Consider the following 14,978-nt stretch of genomic DNA (forward strand, 5'->3'; position numbering starts at 1 on the left):
CCCCGATGATGCGACCCGGGAACAACCGCGAGAGTGTCGCGAGCTCCATGGCGGTCAGCGCGACGTTACGTAGCGGCATCGGCAGCACGCCGATGCCGACGGTCAGCCCTGTCGTGGCCGCGAGCGCCGCAGATGCCGACGCGATGCCCGACTCGCGAAAGCAGTCCTCCCACAGCCACAGTTCGGGCACTCCCGCGTCCTCGACGGAGCGGGCTACCTCACGGAGACGTTCGGGCGGAAAGGCGGGTTCGAAGACGACACCGAGCGAGCGCATAGACCCACGCTAGAGCGAACCCGGGACACACCGAGCACCTGGCTAGGAGCCGAACCCGCAGTACTCGGCCACCGCGTTCAGGATCTCGGCGCGCATGTCCGGCGACGCCGCCAGTTCGATCTGTCCGTCACCACCCGCAACCGTCACGTCCACCGTGAAGATCGTGCCCCGCTTGTCTTCCTGCACCGCATGGGCGTCGCAGCGGAACGGCTCGAGCGCGATCGCCACCTCACGGGCGGCGCGATCTCCGGCGGCCAGATCGACGTCCAGCGGCAGTGCGGCATCCGGACCTGTTCCCTCGGCGCCGAAGCCGAGGAGGTTGGTCTGCCGGATGGCGTGGATGGTTGCACCACCGACTCCGGTCGGCACGATCCCCAGCGTCAGGACGCCGACACGGTCACCCGCGCCCGCCTCGAATCCGGTGAACGAGACAGCGGCGGCCTCGCCGAGGGCATCGGCGACGCACTCCCTCGCGTGCATCGCCGGCAGGAACCCGAGCGCGTCGGGAAGCTCCGTCCGCGCGAGTCCCGCGCGCTCGTCGATGCGCCACGCGAACTCCACCGTCGAGCTCCCGTCATCCGGCACACCGCATGCGGGATCGGGGAGCTGGATGCGGATGCCGACCGTGCTGCCGGGAGCGATGAGGCTCGTCCGGTGCAGCACGCGCGCGGCATCCGTGGCGAACCGCGGATCCGAAACGGAGAGATCGTCCACACTCATCGGCGAGTCCGTGCCGTTGGTGATCTCCACCTGCGCCTGGTGCACCGCGACATCGGAGCGCTGTTGCACGAGCCGGACACTCACGCCGTCGGGGAGTTCCCCGGTGGGAGGCTGCGCTGTCGAGGCGCACGCGGGGGCGCTCATTGCCAACGCGACAACCAGCACCACAGCACCGAGGCGGCGCCGGTGGACGGTCGCGTCGGTGATGCCGCTCACCGCCGGAGAACCTCGCAGGCGACGGTCATGTCCTCCAGCGCGACCGGATCGATCTCGACGCCCAATCCCGGGCCGGTGGGAACGCGGACGTGACCGTCCTCGAGGACGGCAGGCTCGGTCACGATGTCGCGATCGTAGAACCGGGAGGATGCCGACACATCGCCGGGCAGTGTGAAACCGGGGAGCGCGGCGAGGGCGGCGTTGGCGGCACGACCGATCCCGGTCTCGAGCATCCCGCCGCACCACACCGGAACTCCCGCGTTCCGACACAGATCGTGGATGCGCACGGCCTCGAGGTAGCCGCCGACGCGCCCGGCCTTGATGTTGATGACGGATGCCGAGCCCAGCGCGAGCGCGTCGAGCGCCGCCTTGGACGACACGATCGACTCGTCCAGGCACACCGGGGTGCGCAGCCGCGCGGCGAGGGTCGCGTGGTCGACGAGGTCGTCTTCCTGCAGGGGCTGTTCGATCAGCAACAGGTCGAACCGGTCGAGCTCGGCCAGGGTGTCGGCGTCCGCGAGGGTGTACGCGGAGTTCGCGTCGACCTGCAGCGGGATGTCGCCGAAGGCATCCCGGACGGCGGCGGTGTCGGCGATGTCGCGACCGGGCTTGATCTTGATCTTGATCCGCGCGTACCCCTCGTCGAGGTATCCGGCGACGACATCGACGAGGGCGGCGGGGTCGCGCTGGATGCCGACGCTCACGCCGGAGGGCACACGGTCACGGGCTGCGCCGAGGTACTCGCCCAACGGCCGGTTCTCGGCACGCAGTGCGGCATCCAGGACGGCGAGCTCAAGGCCGGCCTTGGCCATCCGGTGCCCGACGAAGGGCTCGAGAGCCGAGGCGACCACTTCGGGGGCGAGGGTGTGGCGGTCCAGGAGAGCGGGGATCAAGAAGCGCAGCGCCACGTCCCACGCGCCCTGCGTGTACTCGCTCGAGTACAGCGGAGATTCCTGGGTGACGATCTCGCCCCAGCCTTCCCCCTCCGCGGTCAGCGCACGGACGACGATGACTTCACGCACCGTCTCGGTGCCGAAGGATGTCGTAAATGGCGAGACGAGCGGCAGGTGCAGCACGCGCACCTCGATTCCCTCGAGGGTGACCGGTGCGGCGGCGTGGGCGATCGGCATGCGGCAAGGCTAGCCCCGACCCGCGGCGCTCTCCTCCTCGAGGGACGAGAATTCGATCCGGCGACGACAATCCGCTCGCGCGCCGCCCACCGGCACCGGATCGACGTGTCAGGAAGGGGAACGCTCAGGCGTCGGCGATGAGGTAGCCGCGTCGCTCGTCGAAGCCGCCGATGCGGCGGCCCGCCCTCAGGTGTGTCAGCAAGGCGTCGCGAACGCGGCGGCGCTCGATAGCCGCGGCGTCCGGTTCCCGACGCCGCAACGCTTCGATGTCGCGCGGAATCGCGACGGAGGCCCGGACCTCGGCATCCGTCGGGGTGGGTGCCGGCGGTGCTGCCAACGCCCACGAGACCATCAGCCGGTCCGACTCGTCGCCGCGGTTCACGCCGTCATCCATCGCGCCGTAGTGGTCCACGAGGTACTCAGTGACGCGCGCGCCGAGGACGGCGAGGTTGAAGTGGGCGTTTCGCGACACGAGCGGATCGAAGGTCCAGGTCACATGCCCGATCCCGTGGCGCAGCCCCCACTCGCGCTGGTGCTGTTTCAGCAACCGTCCGAACCCCTGATCCCGCGCACCCGGCAGGACCCCCGTGATGTGGGAGTGCATCGACCGCGCCGCGGGTTCGGCGAAGAATGCGACGGATGCCCCCACCATGCGATCGCCCTCGAACAGCCCGACCGCGTAATTGCCGGAGTGGGCGAGGGCACGCAGCAGGTTCGGCGGCATGCCGGTGCGATCGCCGCCCCACACCTCGGACAGGACGGCGGAGGCCTCGAAGACATCGGCGACGGTGTCCAGTTCACGGATGCTCAGCTGAACTGATTCGGCGCTTGTCACGAGGCCCTCGATTCGGAGACGACGGGGATCGACCCGGTTGGGGTGAGTTCCACGCCCGCGGTGATGACGTGCTCGGCGAACAGCCCCGGCCAGGCCATGACCCCGTACGGCGTGCGTGCGACGACGAGCCGACTGTTCGGCAGGAGCTCGTTGAGGCGCGTCGCGGTGCGCAGGGGATGCGTGGGATCGCCGGTCCAGGCCAGGATGAGTGTCGGCGCGTCGATCCGTGCCAGATCGTCCTTCGGGGGCAGATCTGCCGTCGCGGCACCGCGCAGCACCGTCGGCAAGAGCGACTCAGCCACGGCGGGGAGCGACTCGGGGGCCTCGGCCAGGGCGGGCGGGACGGGCGTGGTCGAGCCAAGCTTCACGAACGCCTCGACACCGTGCCGTTCGATGAGTTCCGCGTTCGTGCGGTAGGCCTCCGCCTGCGCGCGCCTCGTGCCCCACGCCGTCGGTGGAACCATCAGCGTCAGGCTCGCAAACCGCACCGGATCCTTGAGGGCCGCGTGCAGCATCGTGCCCGTCCCCATCGACGGACCGACACCGTGGACCGCTTCGCCGGGAGCGACGGCATCCAGCACCGCCAGGAGGTCGTCGGCGAGGTTCTCCCAGGAGTAGTGGGAGGGATCGTCGGTTCCCGTGGAGCCGCCGTGCCCCCGCGCATCGAGGCGCAGGATGCGGTGACCACGCAGCGCCCGACCGAGATCGAGGCCGAGGTGACTGTCGCGGGTACGGCTCGACATGAGGCCGTGCAGTTGGACGACCAACGGACCGTCGTCACCGGTCACATCGAAGTCGAGTGTGGCGCCTCGAATCCGCAGCGTGCTCACGTGCCCTCCCGGGCGTCCTCTATGCGAAACGGTTGCCGCCTAGACTACGCGCGATGCGCTTGACAAATGTCGCCCGAATGACGCTGCCCCCGGCCGAGTCCGCAGCCTCGTGTTTCCCGCCGAGGTTCTGCCCGACGCGGAGCCGCTGACGCTGTCGTTCGACCAGGGGCGGCACGTCGCAGAGGGTGACCGCCCCGGCTCCTGGATGGCGATCTCGTTCCGCCTGCGCACGCCCGCAGCTCCCGACGAGATCGCTGACGCCTGGGCGACGGTCGTCGACCGGCACGGCACGCTCAGTACCGTCTTCGACCGCGGCGAGGACGGCACGGTGCGGGTGCGACCGGCGCGGCTCGGCGTCGGCCGGTGGGTGACGCATCCGGCTCCCCTGAGCGTTTGACGCGCGAAGTGCTGCGCGAGGTGCTCGATGACGGATGCCGCCCGTTCGCCACCCCATCTCATCGGCTGTGCCTGATCGAACCGGGCGGCGGTGCCGACCCGACGATCGTGATCGCCTCCGACCACGCCCACGTCGACATGTGGTCCCTTCTGGTGCTCGCTCGGGACCTCGCCGAGGTCATCGACGACGCGCGCGAGGACCGCGCACCGGGCGCGGCGCTGCCTGCGGCACGGGCGTTCGCCGACCACTCCGCCGAGCTTGCCTCCCGCCCCCCGGCGCCGGAAGACATCACGACCCGGTGGGCCGAGATCCTGGATGCCGAAGGCGGCCAGATGCCGCTGTTCCCCCTGACCCTGGGCGATGTCGCCGCAGCGCGATCCGAGATCGTCGATGTTCGCGATGTGTTCGACGGCGGCGAGTTCGAGGCCTTCTGCGAGCGCGCCGCCGCTGCCGGGGTTCGAGCGATCGCGCTGGCCGTGTCGGTCATGACCCGCGTGAGCCTGGCGATGGGGGACCAGCCGCTGCGCGCCGTGTTTCCCGTGCACAGCCGGCACGACCCGCAGTGGCACGACGCCGTCGGCTGGTTCATCACGAACGCGGTCATCGAGTCCTCCGACCCGGCGCCGGCGGCGTGCGCTCGCGCCGTCAAGGAAGCGATCGGCCTGGGTTCGCACCCGTTGGGCCCGATCCTCGCTCCGTACGGCGGGATGCCGGCCACCCCCGGAATGTTCGCTGTCTCGTGGCTTGACACCGGCAGGCTCCCGATCGCCCCCGGGCGGCTGCGCGACATCCAGTACGTCTCTGCGGTCGTCCGTACCGACGGCGTCATGATCTGGTTCATCGCGAACGACGCGGGCCTGCACCTGCGCTGCCGGTACCCCGACACCCCGGAAGCCCGCCGAAACGTCGGCGCCTGGCTCGATGCCGTGTACGGCGGCCTACGCGACACGATCGGGGCGTGACGAGGGTCGGGCAGAATCGATCCATGCCTGCCGCACAGCTGCCCGTCGATCACGCCTGCCTCATCGTTCACGGCACGGACTCGCCGGGCATCGTCGCGGCGGTGTCAGCTCTCATCACCCGGCAGGGTGCGAACATCGTGCAGTTCGATCAGTACTCCGACAATCCTGCGGGCGGCGCCTACTTTCAGCGGGTCGTGTTCCATCGGCCCGGTCTGCGCGAGGCCATGCCTGCGATCGAGGTCGACCTCGATCGGACTCTCGGTACCGGCTTCGACCTCGACTGGTCGATCACCGACCAGTCGACTCCCAAGCGGATGGCGATCCTCGCCTCCAAGCAGGACCACTGCCTCCTCGATCTGCTGTGGCGTCACCGCCGTGGTGAGCTACCCGTCGAGATCCCGGTCGTCATCTCCAATCACACGGATGCCGAAGCTGACGTCGCCGGCTTCGGCATCCCGTTCGTACACGTCCCTTCGGTCCCGGGGCCCGACAAGAGCGCGAGCGAAGCACGCATCCTCGAGGTTCTGGCGGACGCGGATGTCGACGTCGTCGTGCTCGCCCGCTACATGCAGATCCTCAGCGCCGACTTCCTGGAGCGCGTGCGGGTTCCGGTGATCAACATCCACCACTCGTTCCTTCCCGCCTTCATCGGCGCCCAGCCGTACCGCCAGGCCAAGACGCGAGGCGTGAAGCTCATCGGGGCCACCTCGCACTACGTGACGACCGACCTCGACGAGGGACCGATCATCGAGCAGGACATCGTGCGAGTCACGCACGCCGACACCGCGTTCGACCTCGAGCGACGCGGCGCGGATGTCGAACGCGCCGTGCTCTCACGCGCCGTGCTCTGGCACGCGCAAGACCGCGTCATCCGTCACGGAAACCACACGATCGTCTTCTGAGCACCCCGCGCGCGCGTTGAATTGTCGGCGTATGGCGGCGCCGGATAGGCTCGCGGGGTCTGACATCTCGAGGAAGAGGCACCCTATGGCCATTGCAGTGACAAATCCTGCGACCGGCGAGGTCGTCGAGACCTTCGACCCTCACGACGAGGTGGAGGTCGAGCGGCGCATCGCCGCCGCACAGTCGGCGTTCGTCGCCCTTCGCAACACGACGTTCGCACAGCGCGCAGCGTGGATGCGCCGGGCTGCTGAGCTTCTTGAGGCCGATGCCGAGGAGCTGGCGCGCACGATCACGGTCGAGATGGGACGCCCCCTCGCACAGTCGCGGGCGGAGGTTCTCAAGTGCGCCCGCGGATGCCGGTTCTACGCCGACAACGCCGAGGACTTCCTCGCCTCCGAAACTCTCGCCGACCCGTCCTCGGTGAAGGCCTCGGCGGCGGGCACACGGTATGCGCCTCTCGGTGTCGTGCTGGCGGTCATGCCGTGGAACTACCCGCTGTGGCAGGTGATGCGCTTCGCTTCTCCGGCGCTCATGGCCGGCAACACCGGCCTGCTCAAGCACGCCTCGAACGTTCCGCGCTCCGCCCTCTACCTCGACACGCTGTTCGAGCGCGCGGGATTCCCCGTCGGAGCGTTCCACTCCCTGCTCATCCCGGCGTCCGGCGTGGAGCGGGTCATGCGCGACCCGCGGGTCGTCGCGGCAACGCTCACCGGCTCCGAGCCCGCCGGCCGCTCACTGGCCTCGATCGCCGGCAGCGAGGTCAAGCACGTCGTCCTCGAGCTCGGGGGGTCAGACCCGTTCCTGGTCATGCCGACGGCAGACCTGGATGCCGCAGCATCGGTGGCGGTGACGGCACGCAATCAAAACAACGGTCAGTCCTGCATCGCCGCCAAGCGGTTCATCGTGCACACCGATGTCTACGACGAGTTCGTGTCGCGGTTCGTCGAGAAGACCGCGGCGCTGCGTGTCGGCGATCCTCTCGACGAGGGGACCGACGTCGGCCCGGTTGCCACGGAGAGCGGGCGGGACGAACTCGCTGAGCTCGTCGACGATGCGATCGAGCGCGGCGCGGAGGTCTTGACCGGGGGCTCGGTTCCGGACCGCGCGGGCTGGTTCTACCCGCCGACGATCCTTGCCTGCATCACGCGGGACATGCGCCTATTCCAGGAGGAGGCCTTCGGCCCCGTGGCGACGGTGTACCGCGTGGAGTCTCGCGAGGAGGCGGCCGAGATCGCGAACGCGACAACCTTCGGACTCTCGTCCTCCCTGTGGAGCACCGACGACGACGAGATCGACTGGTTCATCGACCGCCTCGACGCCGGCGCCGTGTTCGTCAACGGCATGACAGTCTCGCACCCGGAGCTGCCGTTCGGCGGCATCAAGAACTCCGGCGTCGGGCGAGAGCTTGCTGCCGCCGGCATCCGCGAGTTCATGAACCTGAAGACGGTCTGGCGCGCCTGAGCTCGGCGTCCGCGTTAGGGGAGGATGACGATCTTGCCCGGCTCGTGTGAGGACTCGAGCGCCTGGAACGCTTCGACCACCGCGTCGAGCGGGTAGGTCGCCACGACGGGGAAGACGATCCTGCCGGCGGCGATGTCTTCGGCGAGGGCACGCAGGTTCTCGGGAGTGCGGGCGTCGCGCTCGACGTTGTGCACGCCGAGTTCATCGAGCGCTGCGTAGGCGGCGATCGCCACCATCCGGTCGACCGGCACGCCGAGGTCGATTCCGGCATCGAGCGCATCGCGGCCGTGACAGTCCATGACGGCGGTGACCGCGCCGAGTTCCCGCACCCGGTCGGCGAGACCCTCACCGTATTCGACGGGCTCGACGCCGAGTGAGCGCAGGAAGTCGTGGTTGGCGGCGGATGCGGACCCGATCACTCGCGCTCCGCGCGCGATCGCGAGCTGCGACGCCACGAGCCCGACAGCTCCGCTGGCGCCGCCGACCAGCACGACATCGCCCTCGCCGACCGGAACGGTCGCGAGACATGAGACCGCGGTGAGTCCGGCGACGTGCAGGCCGCCGGCCACCTCGACCGCGAGCGCCTCGGGCCGTTGGGCGATCTCGGCAGCACGCGCGATGACCTGCTCGGCGACAGCCCCGGCGGCGCGGCCCATGACGGCGTCCCCGACAGAGACGGGCGCGCCGTCAGTGTAGGAGGCGCCCTCTCCGACGGCGATGACAGAGCCGGCGAAGTCGCCGCCGATACGTCGAGGGAAGGGTGCATCGGCGGGGATGACACCGCTCCGAGCCTTCGCGTCGTAGGGGTTCAGTCCCGCGGCCTCGACGGCGACCAGCACCTTTCCCGCGCCGGGCGAGGGCTCCTCGACCTCGCTGACGAACAGGACTTCGGGCCCTCCGGCCTCGTTGTACATCGCTGCACGGCTCATGTCTCGAGCGTAGCGAGGCCGATCCGGCTGCGGGCCGCGCGCGGGAGGTTTCCGCGGACGCACGGCCAGCCTGGGCCGCTGTGCGGCTGGCGCGCGTGCCAAGCTGTGAGCATGGCGAACTCGCCGACGGGTGACTCAATGACCGAGCGGATCGTGCGCGTTTTGGAGACCTTCACCTCCGAACGCACGGTGCAGTCGGCATCCGAGATCGGGCGACGATCGGGGCTGCCCTCCTCCAGTGCCCACCGGATCGTCGACGACCTCATCGCGGCGGGGCTACTCGATCGCGACGAGGACGCGCAGGTGCGCCTCGGCATGCGGCTGTGGGAGCTCGCGCTGCGCGGGTCCTCGGCGCTGCGGCTGCGCACCGCGGCGCTCCCACACATGGAGACCGTTCAGGCGGCGATCCGCGAGCACACCCAGCTCGCGGTCCGCGAGAAGGACGAGGCCCTGTTCATCGAACGTCTCTCGCACCCGGATGCCGGGGCCAACATCACCCGCATCGCCGGCCGCCTCCCGCTGCACGCGTCATCATCGGGGCTCGTTCTTCTTGCCTTTGCGCCCGCCGGTGTGCGGTCCAGCGTCCTCACCAGCCCACTGCGCGCCGTGTCTCCTGAGACCGTGACCGATGCTCGGGCACTCGAACGGGTGATCGCGGGGATCAAACGCGACGGTGTGGCGATCGCTCCAGGCTCCATCCAGTCCGTCTCGACGGGCGTGGCAGTTCCTCTGCGCTATGAGGGAGAGGTCGTCGCCGCCCTCTCGGTCGTGCTTCCGCGCGGCGCCGACCCGGAACCAGCCGTCGCGGCGCTTCGAGATGCTGCCGCCGCGACGGAGCGCGATCTGCGACGCCAGCGCCTCTGACGGCTCCGCCAATTGCCCATTGAATGGGAATATTGCCGCGGGGTGGAATGGATGCCGCAGACTCGGCGAAGTCCCACATTCGTCGAAGGAGACGCCATGTCAACCGTCCGCACCCAGGTAGCCATCGTCGGCGCCGGCCCCGCCGGCCTCCTGCTGTCGCACCTTCTCGCCGCGCGCGGAATCGAGTCCGTCGTCGTCGATCAGCGCACCCGCGAAGAGATCGAGAAGACGATCCGCGCCGGCATTCTCGAGCACCCCACCGTCGAACTGCTCGACCAGACCGGCGCCTCCCCGCGCGTGAAGACCGTCGGAAATCGCCACGACGGCATCGAGCTGCGATTCGAGGGCGAGGGGCACCGCATCGATTTCCCCGCGCTCACGGGTCGCAGCGTCTGGCTCTTCCCGCAACACGAAGTGCTCATCGACCTCATCGAGGTTCGGTTGGCCGCAGGGCAGGACCTTCGGTTCGGCGTCACCGTTGACCGCGTCGACGACATCGAGACCGACCGGCCCCGCGTCTTCGCGACGAACCCAGACGGGTCGCCACTGGAGATCGAGGCTGACTTCATCGTCGGCGGTGACGGCTCACGAAGCCTGGTCCGCGCCGCCGTCACCGGATCGTCGACGGGCGGACACTTCCGCGAGTACCCGTTCGCATGGTTCGGCATCCTGTGCGAAGCGCCGCCGAGCTCGGAGGAGCTCATCTACAGCAACTCCCCCCACGGTTTCGCGCTCATCAGCCAGCGCAGCGCAACCGTGCAGCGCATGTACTTCCAGTGCGACCCCGAGACCGACCCGAACGCGATGAGCGAAGCCGAGATCTGGGACACGCTGCAGTCGTGCGTTCCCGGAACGACGCTCCAGGAGGGGCCGATCTTCCAGCGTGACGTGCTTCGGTTCCGCAGCTTCGTCTCCTATGAGCTGCGCCGAGGTCGTGCCGCCCTCGTCGGCGACGCCGCCCACACCGTCCCGCCCACGGGCGCGAAGGGCATGAACCTCGCCGTCGCCGACGTCGTCCTGCTGGACCGGGCCCTCGGTGCCCTCCTGAACGAGGGCGACGAGCGCCTCCTGGATCGCTACGCCGAGACGGCGCTGAAGCGCATCTGGAAGGCGCAACACTTCTCGTGGTGGATGACGAACATGTTGCACCTCACGCCGGAGGCCTCCGAGTTCGATCGCCGCCGCCAGATTGGCGAGCTGCGCTCCGTCGTCGAATCCGAGGCAGGCCGGACCTATCTCGCAGAGGCCTACACCGGCTGGGCGTTCGCGTAACGAAGGCTGGGTTGCTCAGCGTTGGGGATCATCCCCAACAGCCCCCGCCATCACGCGCAGCGCGTGCGCGAGGGCTTCGCGTTCGGAACCGTCGAGGGCTCCGAACATTTCGCTCTCGACCTGTCGCGCAAGCTCCTGGGCCTGGGCAAGCAGCTCGCGCCCAGCCGTGGTGGCGACAACGACATTGGCGCGGCGGTCGTTCGGGTCGGGCTCGCGCTCGACGAGTCCGCGGGACTGCAGCTCGTCGATGAGCGCCACGATCTGGCTCGGATCCAGGCGCAAGAATTCGGAGAGCTCACGCTGCGACGGACGCGCGTCGTTGACGGCGATCGCCAAGACCGAGTACGCACGCACACGCAGATCGACAGCCTGGAGGGCGGCGTTGACGCGCGAAACCGAGACCGCGTTGGCGCGCGCGAGCAGGAACGCCAGGTCGTCTCCGACTGTCGTGCGCCACAATCGTTCCGAGCGGGCAGAGGGTTCTGTCGCCCGTGCCTGATCGTTTGCGGTGGACACCCGGCGATTGTAGCAATTCGCTGCCGAACACAATCGTTGAACTTGACAACGATCACCGAGGGTGGACACAATCCTCACCATGAGCAGCGTCGCCGTCCCCCGCACGATCTTCGACGAGTCCCACGATGACTTCCGCGACACCGTGCGCCGTTTCGTCCAGCGCGAGGTATCGCCGCACCTGGAAGCGTGGACCGAAGCGGGACGCGTCGATCGGAGCCTCTTCGCGAAAGCGGGAGCGACCGGCCTGCTGGGAATCTCGGCGCCGGCCCGCAACGGCGGCGGAGACGTCGACGACTTTCGCTACAACGCGGTCATGATCGAGGAACTCGCCGCCGCCGGCGCGACAGCCGTTTCCATGTCACTGTGCGGTATCAACGACCTCATCGCGCCGTATCTGATCGCCTTCGGCTCCGAAGAGCAGCAGGACCGCTGGCTGAGCCCTCTCGTGGCGGGCGAGAAGATCGGCGCCATCGCGATGACCGAGCCCGGAACCGGGTCAGACCTGGCATCCATCTCGACATCCGCACGACCCGACGGTGACGACTTCGTGCTCACGGGATCGAAGACGTTCATCTCCAACGGGTTGCTCGCCGACTTCGTCATCGTCGTCGCTCGCACGGATCCGGCGGCGGGCCGCGACGGGTTCAGCCTCCTAGTGGTCGAGGACGGCATGCCCGGCTTCACCCGCAGCGGCCCCCTCAAGAAGATCGGGCTCGGTGCACAAGACACCGCCGAGCTCTCGTTCGCCGATGTTCGGGTGCCGCGGGCGAACGTGCTCGGACAGCCCGGTGACGGCTGGGGACAGCTGCGCCACAATCTGCCCATCGAGCGCCTGCACATCACGGTGACCTCGATGGCCCGGATGCGCGCGACCTTCGACCAGGCACTCGCCTACGCCAAGCAGCGCACGGCATTCGGTCAGCGGATCGCGGACTTTCAGGCGAACCGCTTCTATCTGGCGGAGCTTGCGACCCAGATCGAGATCGCGCAGGTGTTCGTCGATCGCTGCATCCTGGATGCCGCCCAGGGCCAGCTCGATGAGGTGACTGCCGCCATGGCGAAGTGGTGGGTGACCGAGCTTCACCAGCAGGTCATCGACCGCGCCCTTCAACTGCACGGCGGCTACGGCTACACCCGCGAGTACCCCGTCGCGCACGACTATCTGGACTCACGCGTCGCAACGATCTACGGCGGAACGACCGAGATCATGAAGGAGATCATCGGCCGTCGACTCACGCGCGATTGAGACATCTCGACTCACGCTGGCAAACATCAATCGTTGACTATTGCAATGAAATCGGATTGACTAGGCGCATTCGGCCACAGCCGAGAGTGCCTCGAGAAGCAAGGGAGCGCCATGTCGCTGCAGGGCAAAGTCGCCATTGTCACCGGATCGGGCCGAGGCCTGGGCCTCGCCTACGCTCAGGAGCTCGCCCGACAGGGCGCAGCGGTCGTCATCAACGATGTCGATGAGCAGGCCGCCGCCGACGCCGTGGCCACGATCGAATCCGAGGGCGGTCGCGCAACCGCCGTCGTCGCGCCGGTCGGACCGACCGAGACAGCACAGAAGCTGCTCGCCGCCGCCGTGGAGACCTTCGGCGGTGTCGACATCCTCGTCACCAACGCGGGCGTCCTGCGCGATAAGACGCTGTGGAAGATGACCGACGACGACTTCGACACCGTCATCGGCGTTCACCTGCGCGGCACCTTCACGTGCGTCCGGGAAGTCGCCACGCACCTGCGCGAGGCCGGCAAGCCCGGTCGCATCATCTGCATCGGGTCACCCACCGGCCAGCGCGGAAACTTCGGGCAGACCAACTACGCCGCCGCCAAGGCCGGCATCGTCGGCATGGTGCGCACCTGGGCCCTCGAGCTCAAGAAGGCGGGCATCACGGCCAACGCCGTCATTCCCGTCGCAGCCACAGCCATGACCTCGACGATCCCCTACTTCGCCGCAGCGGTGGAAGCATCCGAGCGCGGCGAAGCGATGCCCGCGTTCTTCCGGCACGACCTCGGATTCGGAACCTCTGAGGATGTCGCGGGCGTCATCGCCTACCTCGCCTCTGACGACGCCGCCCACATCACGGGTCAGGCGATCGGAGTAGGTGGCGACCGCATCCAGTTGTGGTCGCACCCCGAGCCGGTTGTCACGGCCTACCACGAGGGCGGCTGGAGCACCGAGGCTCTGCAGGCCGAGGCGCACGAGCTGTTCGACGCACAGTTGCAGTCCGTCGGCGAGTCCTTCCCGCCGCTTCCGGAGGAGCTGCAGCGGTGACAACCCGCTACGAGCCGGCGATCGATGTCGATGCGCTGAAAGCAATCGATGTGCACGTGCACATCGAAATCGACGAGCACGGCCACTCCTCCCTGCCGGATGACCTGGCCGAGGCGGCTTCGAAGTACTTCCGCACCGACGGACCACGACCCGACCTTGACTCGATAGCTCAGTACTACCGCGAGCGGTCGATGGCAGCTGTCGTCTTCACCGTCGACTCCGAGTCAGCCCTCGGACATCCGCCCATCTCGAGCGTCGAGATCGCCGAGGGCGCGGCGCGCAACAACGATGTCCTGATCCCGTTTGGCTCAGTTGACCCCCGCAAGGGTGCTGCCGCCGTCGATATGGCACGGCGCCTGATCGAGGACTACGGCGTGCGCGGGTTCAAGTTCCACCCCACGGTGCAGGGCTTCGACCCGAGCGACACCGCCTACGCGCCCCTGTACTCCGTGCTCGAGGATGCCGGCGTGGTCGCCCTGTTCCACACCGGCCAGACCGGTATCGGTGCGGGGATGCCGGGAGGTCATGGCTTCCGTCTCGGCCTGTCCAACCCGATGCTGCTCGACGGCGTGGCCGCCGACTTCCCCGGCTCCAGATCATCATGGCCCACCCCTCGGTGCCGTGGCAGGATGAGGCGCTCTCGGTCGCTACCCACAAGCACAACACGTGGATCGATCTGTCGGGCTGGAGCCCCAAGTATTTCCCCGAGAGCCTGGTTCGCGCCGCGAACTCATACCTGAAAGACCGCGTCCTGTTCGGGACCGATTTCCCGCTGCTCACGGCGGAGCGTTGGTTCGGGGACGCCGAGAAGACCGCTCTCAAGCCCGAGGTCATGCCCGGCATCCTCAAGAACAACGCAGCCCGGCTGCTGGGCCTCACGCCCCGGCCTGACCCACCCGCATCACCCAAGGAGACACCATGACGACCACCGTTGCGTTCGCCGATCTGCACACCCTCGTGGGTACCGACCTCGGGTACTCCGACTGGTTCGAGATCACGCAGGACCGCATCAACACGTTCGCGGATGCCACTGATGACCAGCAGTGGATTCACGTCGACCCGGAACGGGCGAAGGATGGTCCGTTCGGCGGCCCGATCGCGCACGGCTTCCTCACGCTCTCGCTGTTCATCCCCATGTGGGTCGATCTGCTGGACGTTCAGGGGGCCGGCACCAAGGTCAACTACGGTCTCGACAAGGTGCGTTTCGTCTCTCCGGTTCCCGCCGGCTCCCGGGTCCGCCTGACCGCCACGATCGCCGAGGTGACCGAGGTCGGCGGCGGCATCCAGCTCGTCGTCGACGGAACGATCGAGATCGAGGGTGGCACCAAGCCTGCCGTCGCGCTGCGGAGCCTGCAGCGCCTCTACGCCTGACCGGATGCGGGGACACGCTCCCC

15 protein-coding genes and 2 pseudogenes are annotated in these 14,978 nt (G+C 68.5%); 10 read left to right on the forward strand and 7 right to left on the reverse strand.

Features of this window, described 5'->3' with window-relative positions; all coding sequences use genetic code 11:
- Positions 1-64: 64 nt before the first annotated feature.
- The 5 genes and pseudogenes from IT882_RS16980 to IT882_RS14665 all read right to left on the reverse strand — a co-directional run.
- A pseudogene (locus tag IT882_RS16980) lies at positions 65-274 on the reverse strand (LLM class flavin-dependent oxidoreductase); the annotation flags it as partial.
- A 42-nt stretch (positions 275-316) separates the two neighbouring features.
- Positions 317-1,210 (reverse strand): hypothetical protein, encoded by an 894-nt coding sequence (locus IT882_RS14650; protein WP_195692451.1) that lies wholly within the window; start codon positions 1,208-1,210, stop codon positions 317-319.
- Positions 1,207-2,340, reverse strand: coding sequence for an o-succinylbenzoate synthase (gene menC, locus IT882_RS14655; RefSeq protein ID WP_195692452.1), 1,134 nt, complete (start codon positions 2,338-2,340; stop codon positions 1,207-1,209). Before menC ends, IT882_RS14650 begins: the two co-directional genes overlap by 4 nt.
- A 124-nt stretch (positions 2,341-2,464) precedes the next feature.
- Positions 2,465-3,175: a GNAT family N-acetyltransferase gene (locus IT882_RS14660; protein WP_195692453.1), complete on the reverse strand. Its 711-nt coding sequence runs from the start codon at positions 3,173-3,175 to the stop codon at positions 2,465-2,467.
- Complete coding sequence (locus tag IT882_RS14665) at positions 3,172-4,005, reverse strand: alpha/beta fold hydrolase (protein ID WP_195692454.1); 834 nt, start codon at positions 4,003-4,005, stop codon at positions 3,172-3,174. The genes IT882_RS14660 and IT882_RS14665 overlap by 4 nt, the downstream gene beginning before the upstream one ends.
- 109 nt (positions 4,006-4,114) lie before the next feature.
- On the opposite strand from IT882_RS14665, the gene IT882_RS14670 reads away from it, so the two are divergent.
- The 4 genes from IT882_RS14670 (at position 4,115) to IT882_RS14685 (ending at position 7,728) form a co-directional block, all read left to right on the forward strand.
- Entirely contained in the window at positions 4,115-4,402 is a 288-nt protein-coding gene (locus IT882_RS14670) for a hypothetical protein (protein WP_195692455.1), read from the forward strand.
- Positions 4,399-5,364: a peptide synthetase gene (locus IT882_RS14675; RefSeq protein ID WP_195692456.1), complete on the forward strand. Its 966-nt coding sequence runs from the start codon at positions 4,399-4,401 to the stop codon at positions 5,362-5,364. The genes IT882_RS14670 and IT882_RS14675 overlap by 4 nt, the downstream gene beginning before the upstream one ends.
- Positions 5,365-5,387: 23 nt before the next feature.
- Entirely contained in the window at positions 5,388-6,266 is an 879-nt protein-coding gene (purU, locus tag IT882_RS14680; protein WP_195692457.1) for a formyltetrahydrofolate deformylase, read from the forward strand.
- Between the two features lie 85 nt (positions 6,267-6,351).
- Entirely contained in the window at positions 6,352-7,728 is a 1,377-nt protein-coding gene (locus IT882_RS14685) for an NADP-dependent succinic semialdehyde dehydrogenase (RefSeq protein WP_195692458.1), read from the forward strand.
- Between the two features lie 14 nt (positions 7,729-7,742).
- Here the strand turns inward: IT882_RS14685 and IT882_RS14690 are convergent, their stop codons facing one another.
- Positions 7,743-8,657, reverse strand: a complete 915-nt coding sequence (locus IT882_RS14690) for an NADP-dependent oxidoreductase (RefSeq protein ID WP_195692459.1) — start codon at positions 8,655-8,657, stop codon at positions 7,743-7,745.
- A 111-nt stretch (positions 8,658-8,768) separates the two neighbouring features.
- Between IT882_RS14690 and IT882_RS14695 the strand changes: the two genes are divergently transcribed.
- Together IT882_RS14695 and IT882_RS14700 are read left to right on the forward strand one after the other, a co-directional pair.
- Positions 8,769-9,521 carry an IclR family transcriptional regulator gene (locus IT882_RS14695; RefSeq protein ID WP_195692460.1) on the forward strand — a complete coding sequence of 251 codons (753 nt, stop codon included), beginning with the start codon at positions 8,769-8,771 and terminating at the stop codon, positions 9,519-9,521.
- A gap of 96 nt (positions 9,522-9,617) precedes the next feature.
- Positions 9,618-10,793 (forward strand): 4-hydroxybenzoate 3-monooxygenase, encoded by a 1,176-nt coding sequence (locus tag IT882_RS14700; RefSeq protein ID WP_195692461.1) that lies wholly within the window; start codon positions 9,618-9,620, stop codon positions 10,791-10,793.
- Between the two features lie 15 nt (positions 10,794-10,808).
- On the opposite strand, the gene IT882_RS14705 is transcribed toward IT882_RS14700, so the two are convergent.
- Positions 10,809-11,309 (reverse strand): MarR family winged helix-turn-helix transcriptional regulator, encoded by a 501-nt coding sequence (locus tag IT882_RS14705; protein ID WP_229382165.1) that lies wholly within the window; start codon positions 11,307-11,309, stop codon positions 10,809-10,811.
- Positions 11,310-11,388: 79 nt separating this feature from the next.
- Between IT882_RS14705 and IT882_RS14710 the strand changes: the two genes are divergently transcribed.
- From IT882_RS14710 to IT882_RS14725, 4 genes and pseudogenes are all read left to right on the forward strand, one after another.
- The gene (locus IT882_RS14710) at positions 11,389-12,555 is read left to right on the forward strand and encodes an acyl-CoA dehydrogenase family protein (protein WP_195692463.1); all 1,167 of its coding nucleotides are present in this window, start codon (positions 11,389-11,391) and stop codon (positions 12,553-12,555) included.
- 111 nt (positions 12,556-12,666) lie between these two features.
- Positions 12,667-13,584 carry an SDR family oxidoreductase gene (locus IT882_RS14715; RefSeq protein ID WP_195692464.1) on the forward strand — a complete coding sequence of 306 codons (918 nt, stop codon included), beginning with the start codon at positions 12,667-12,669 and terminating at the stop codon, positions 13,582-13,584.
- Positions 13,585-13,688: 104 nt separating this feature from the next.
- A pseudogene (locus tag IT882_RS14720) lies at positions 13,689-14,506 on the forward strand (amidohydrolase family protein).
- Positions 14,503-14,955, forward strand: coding sequence for a MaoC family dehydratase (locus IT882_RS14725; RefSeq protein ID WP_195692465.1), 453 nt, complete (start codon positions 14,503-14,505; stop codon positions 14,953-14,955). Before IT882_RS14720 ends, IT882_RS14725 begins: the two are co-directional and overlap by 4 nt.
- Positions 14,956-14,978: the final 23 nt, after the last annotated feature.

Source organism: Microbacterium schleiferi, assembly GCF_015565955.1.
Classification (GTDB): Bacteria; Actinomycetota; Actinomycetes; order Actinomycetales; family Microbacteriaceae; genus Microbacterium; species Microbacterium schleiferi_A.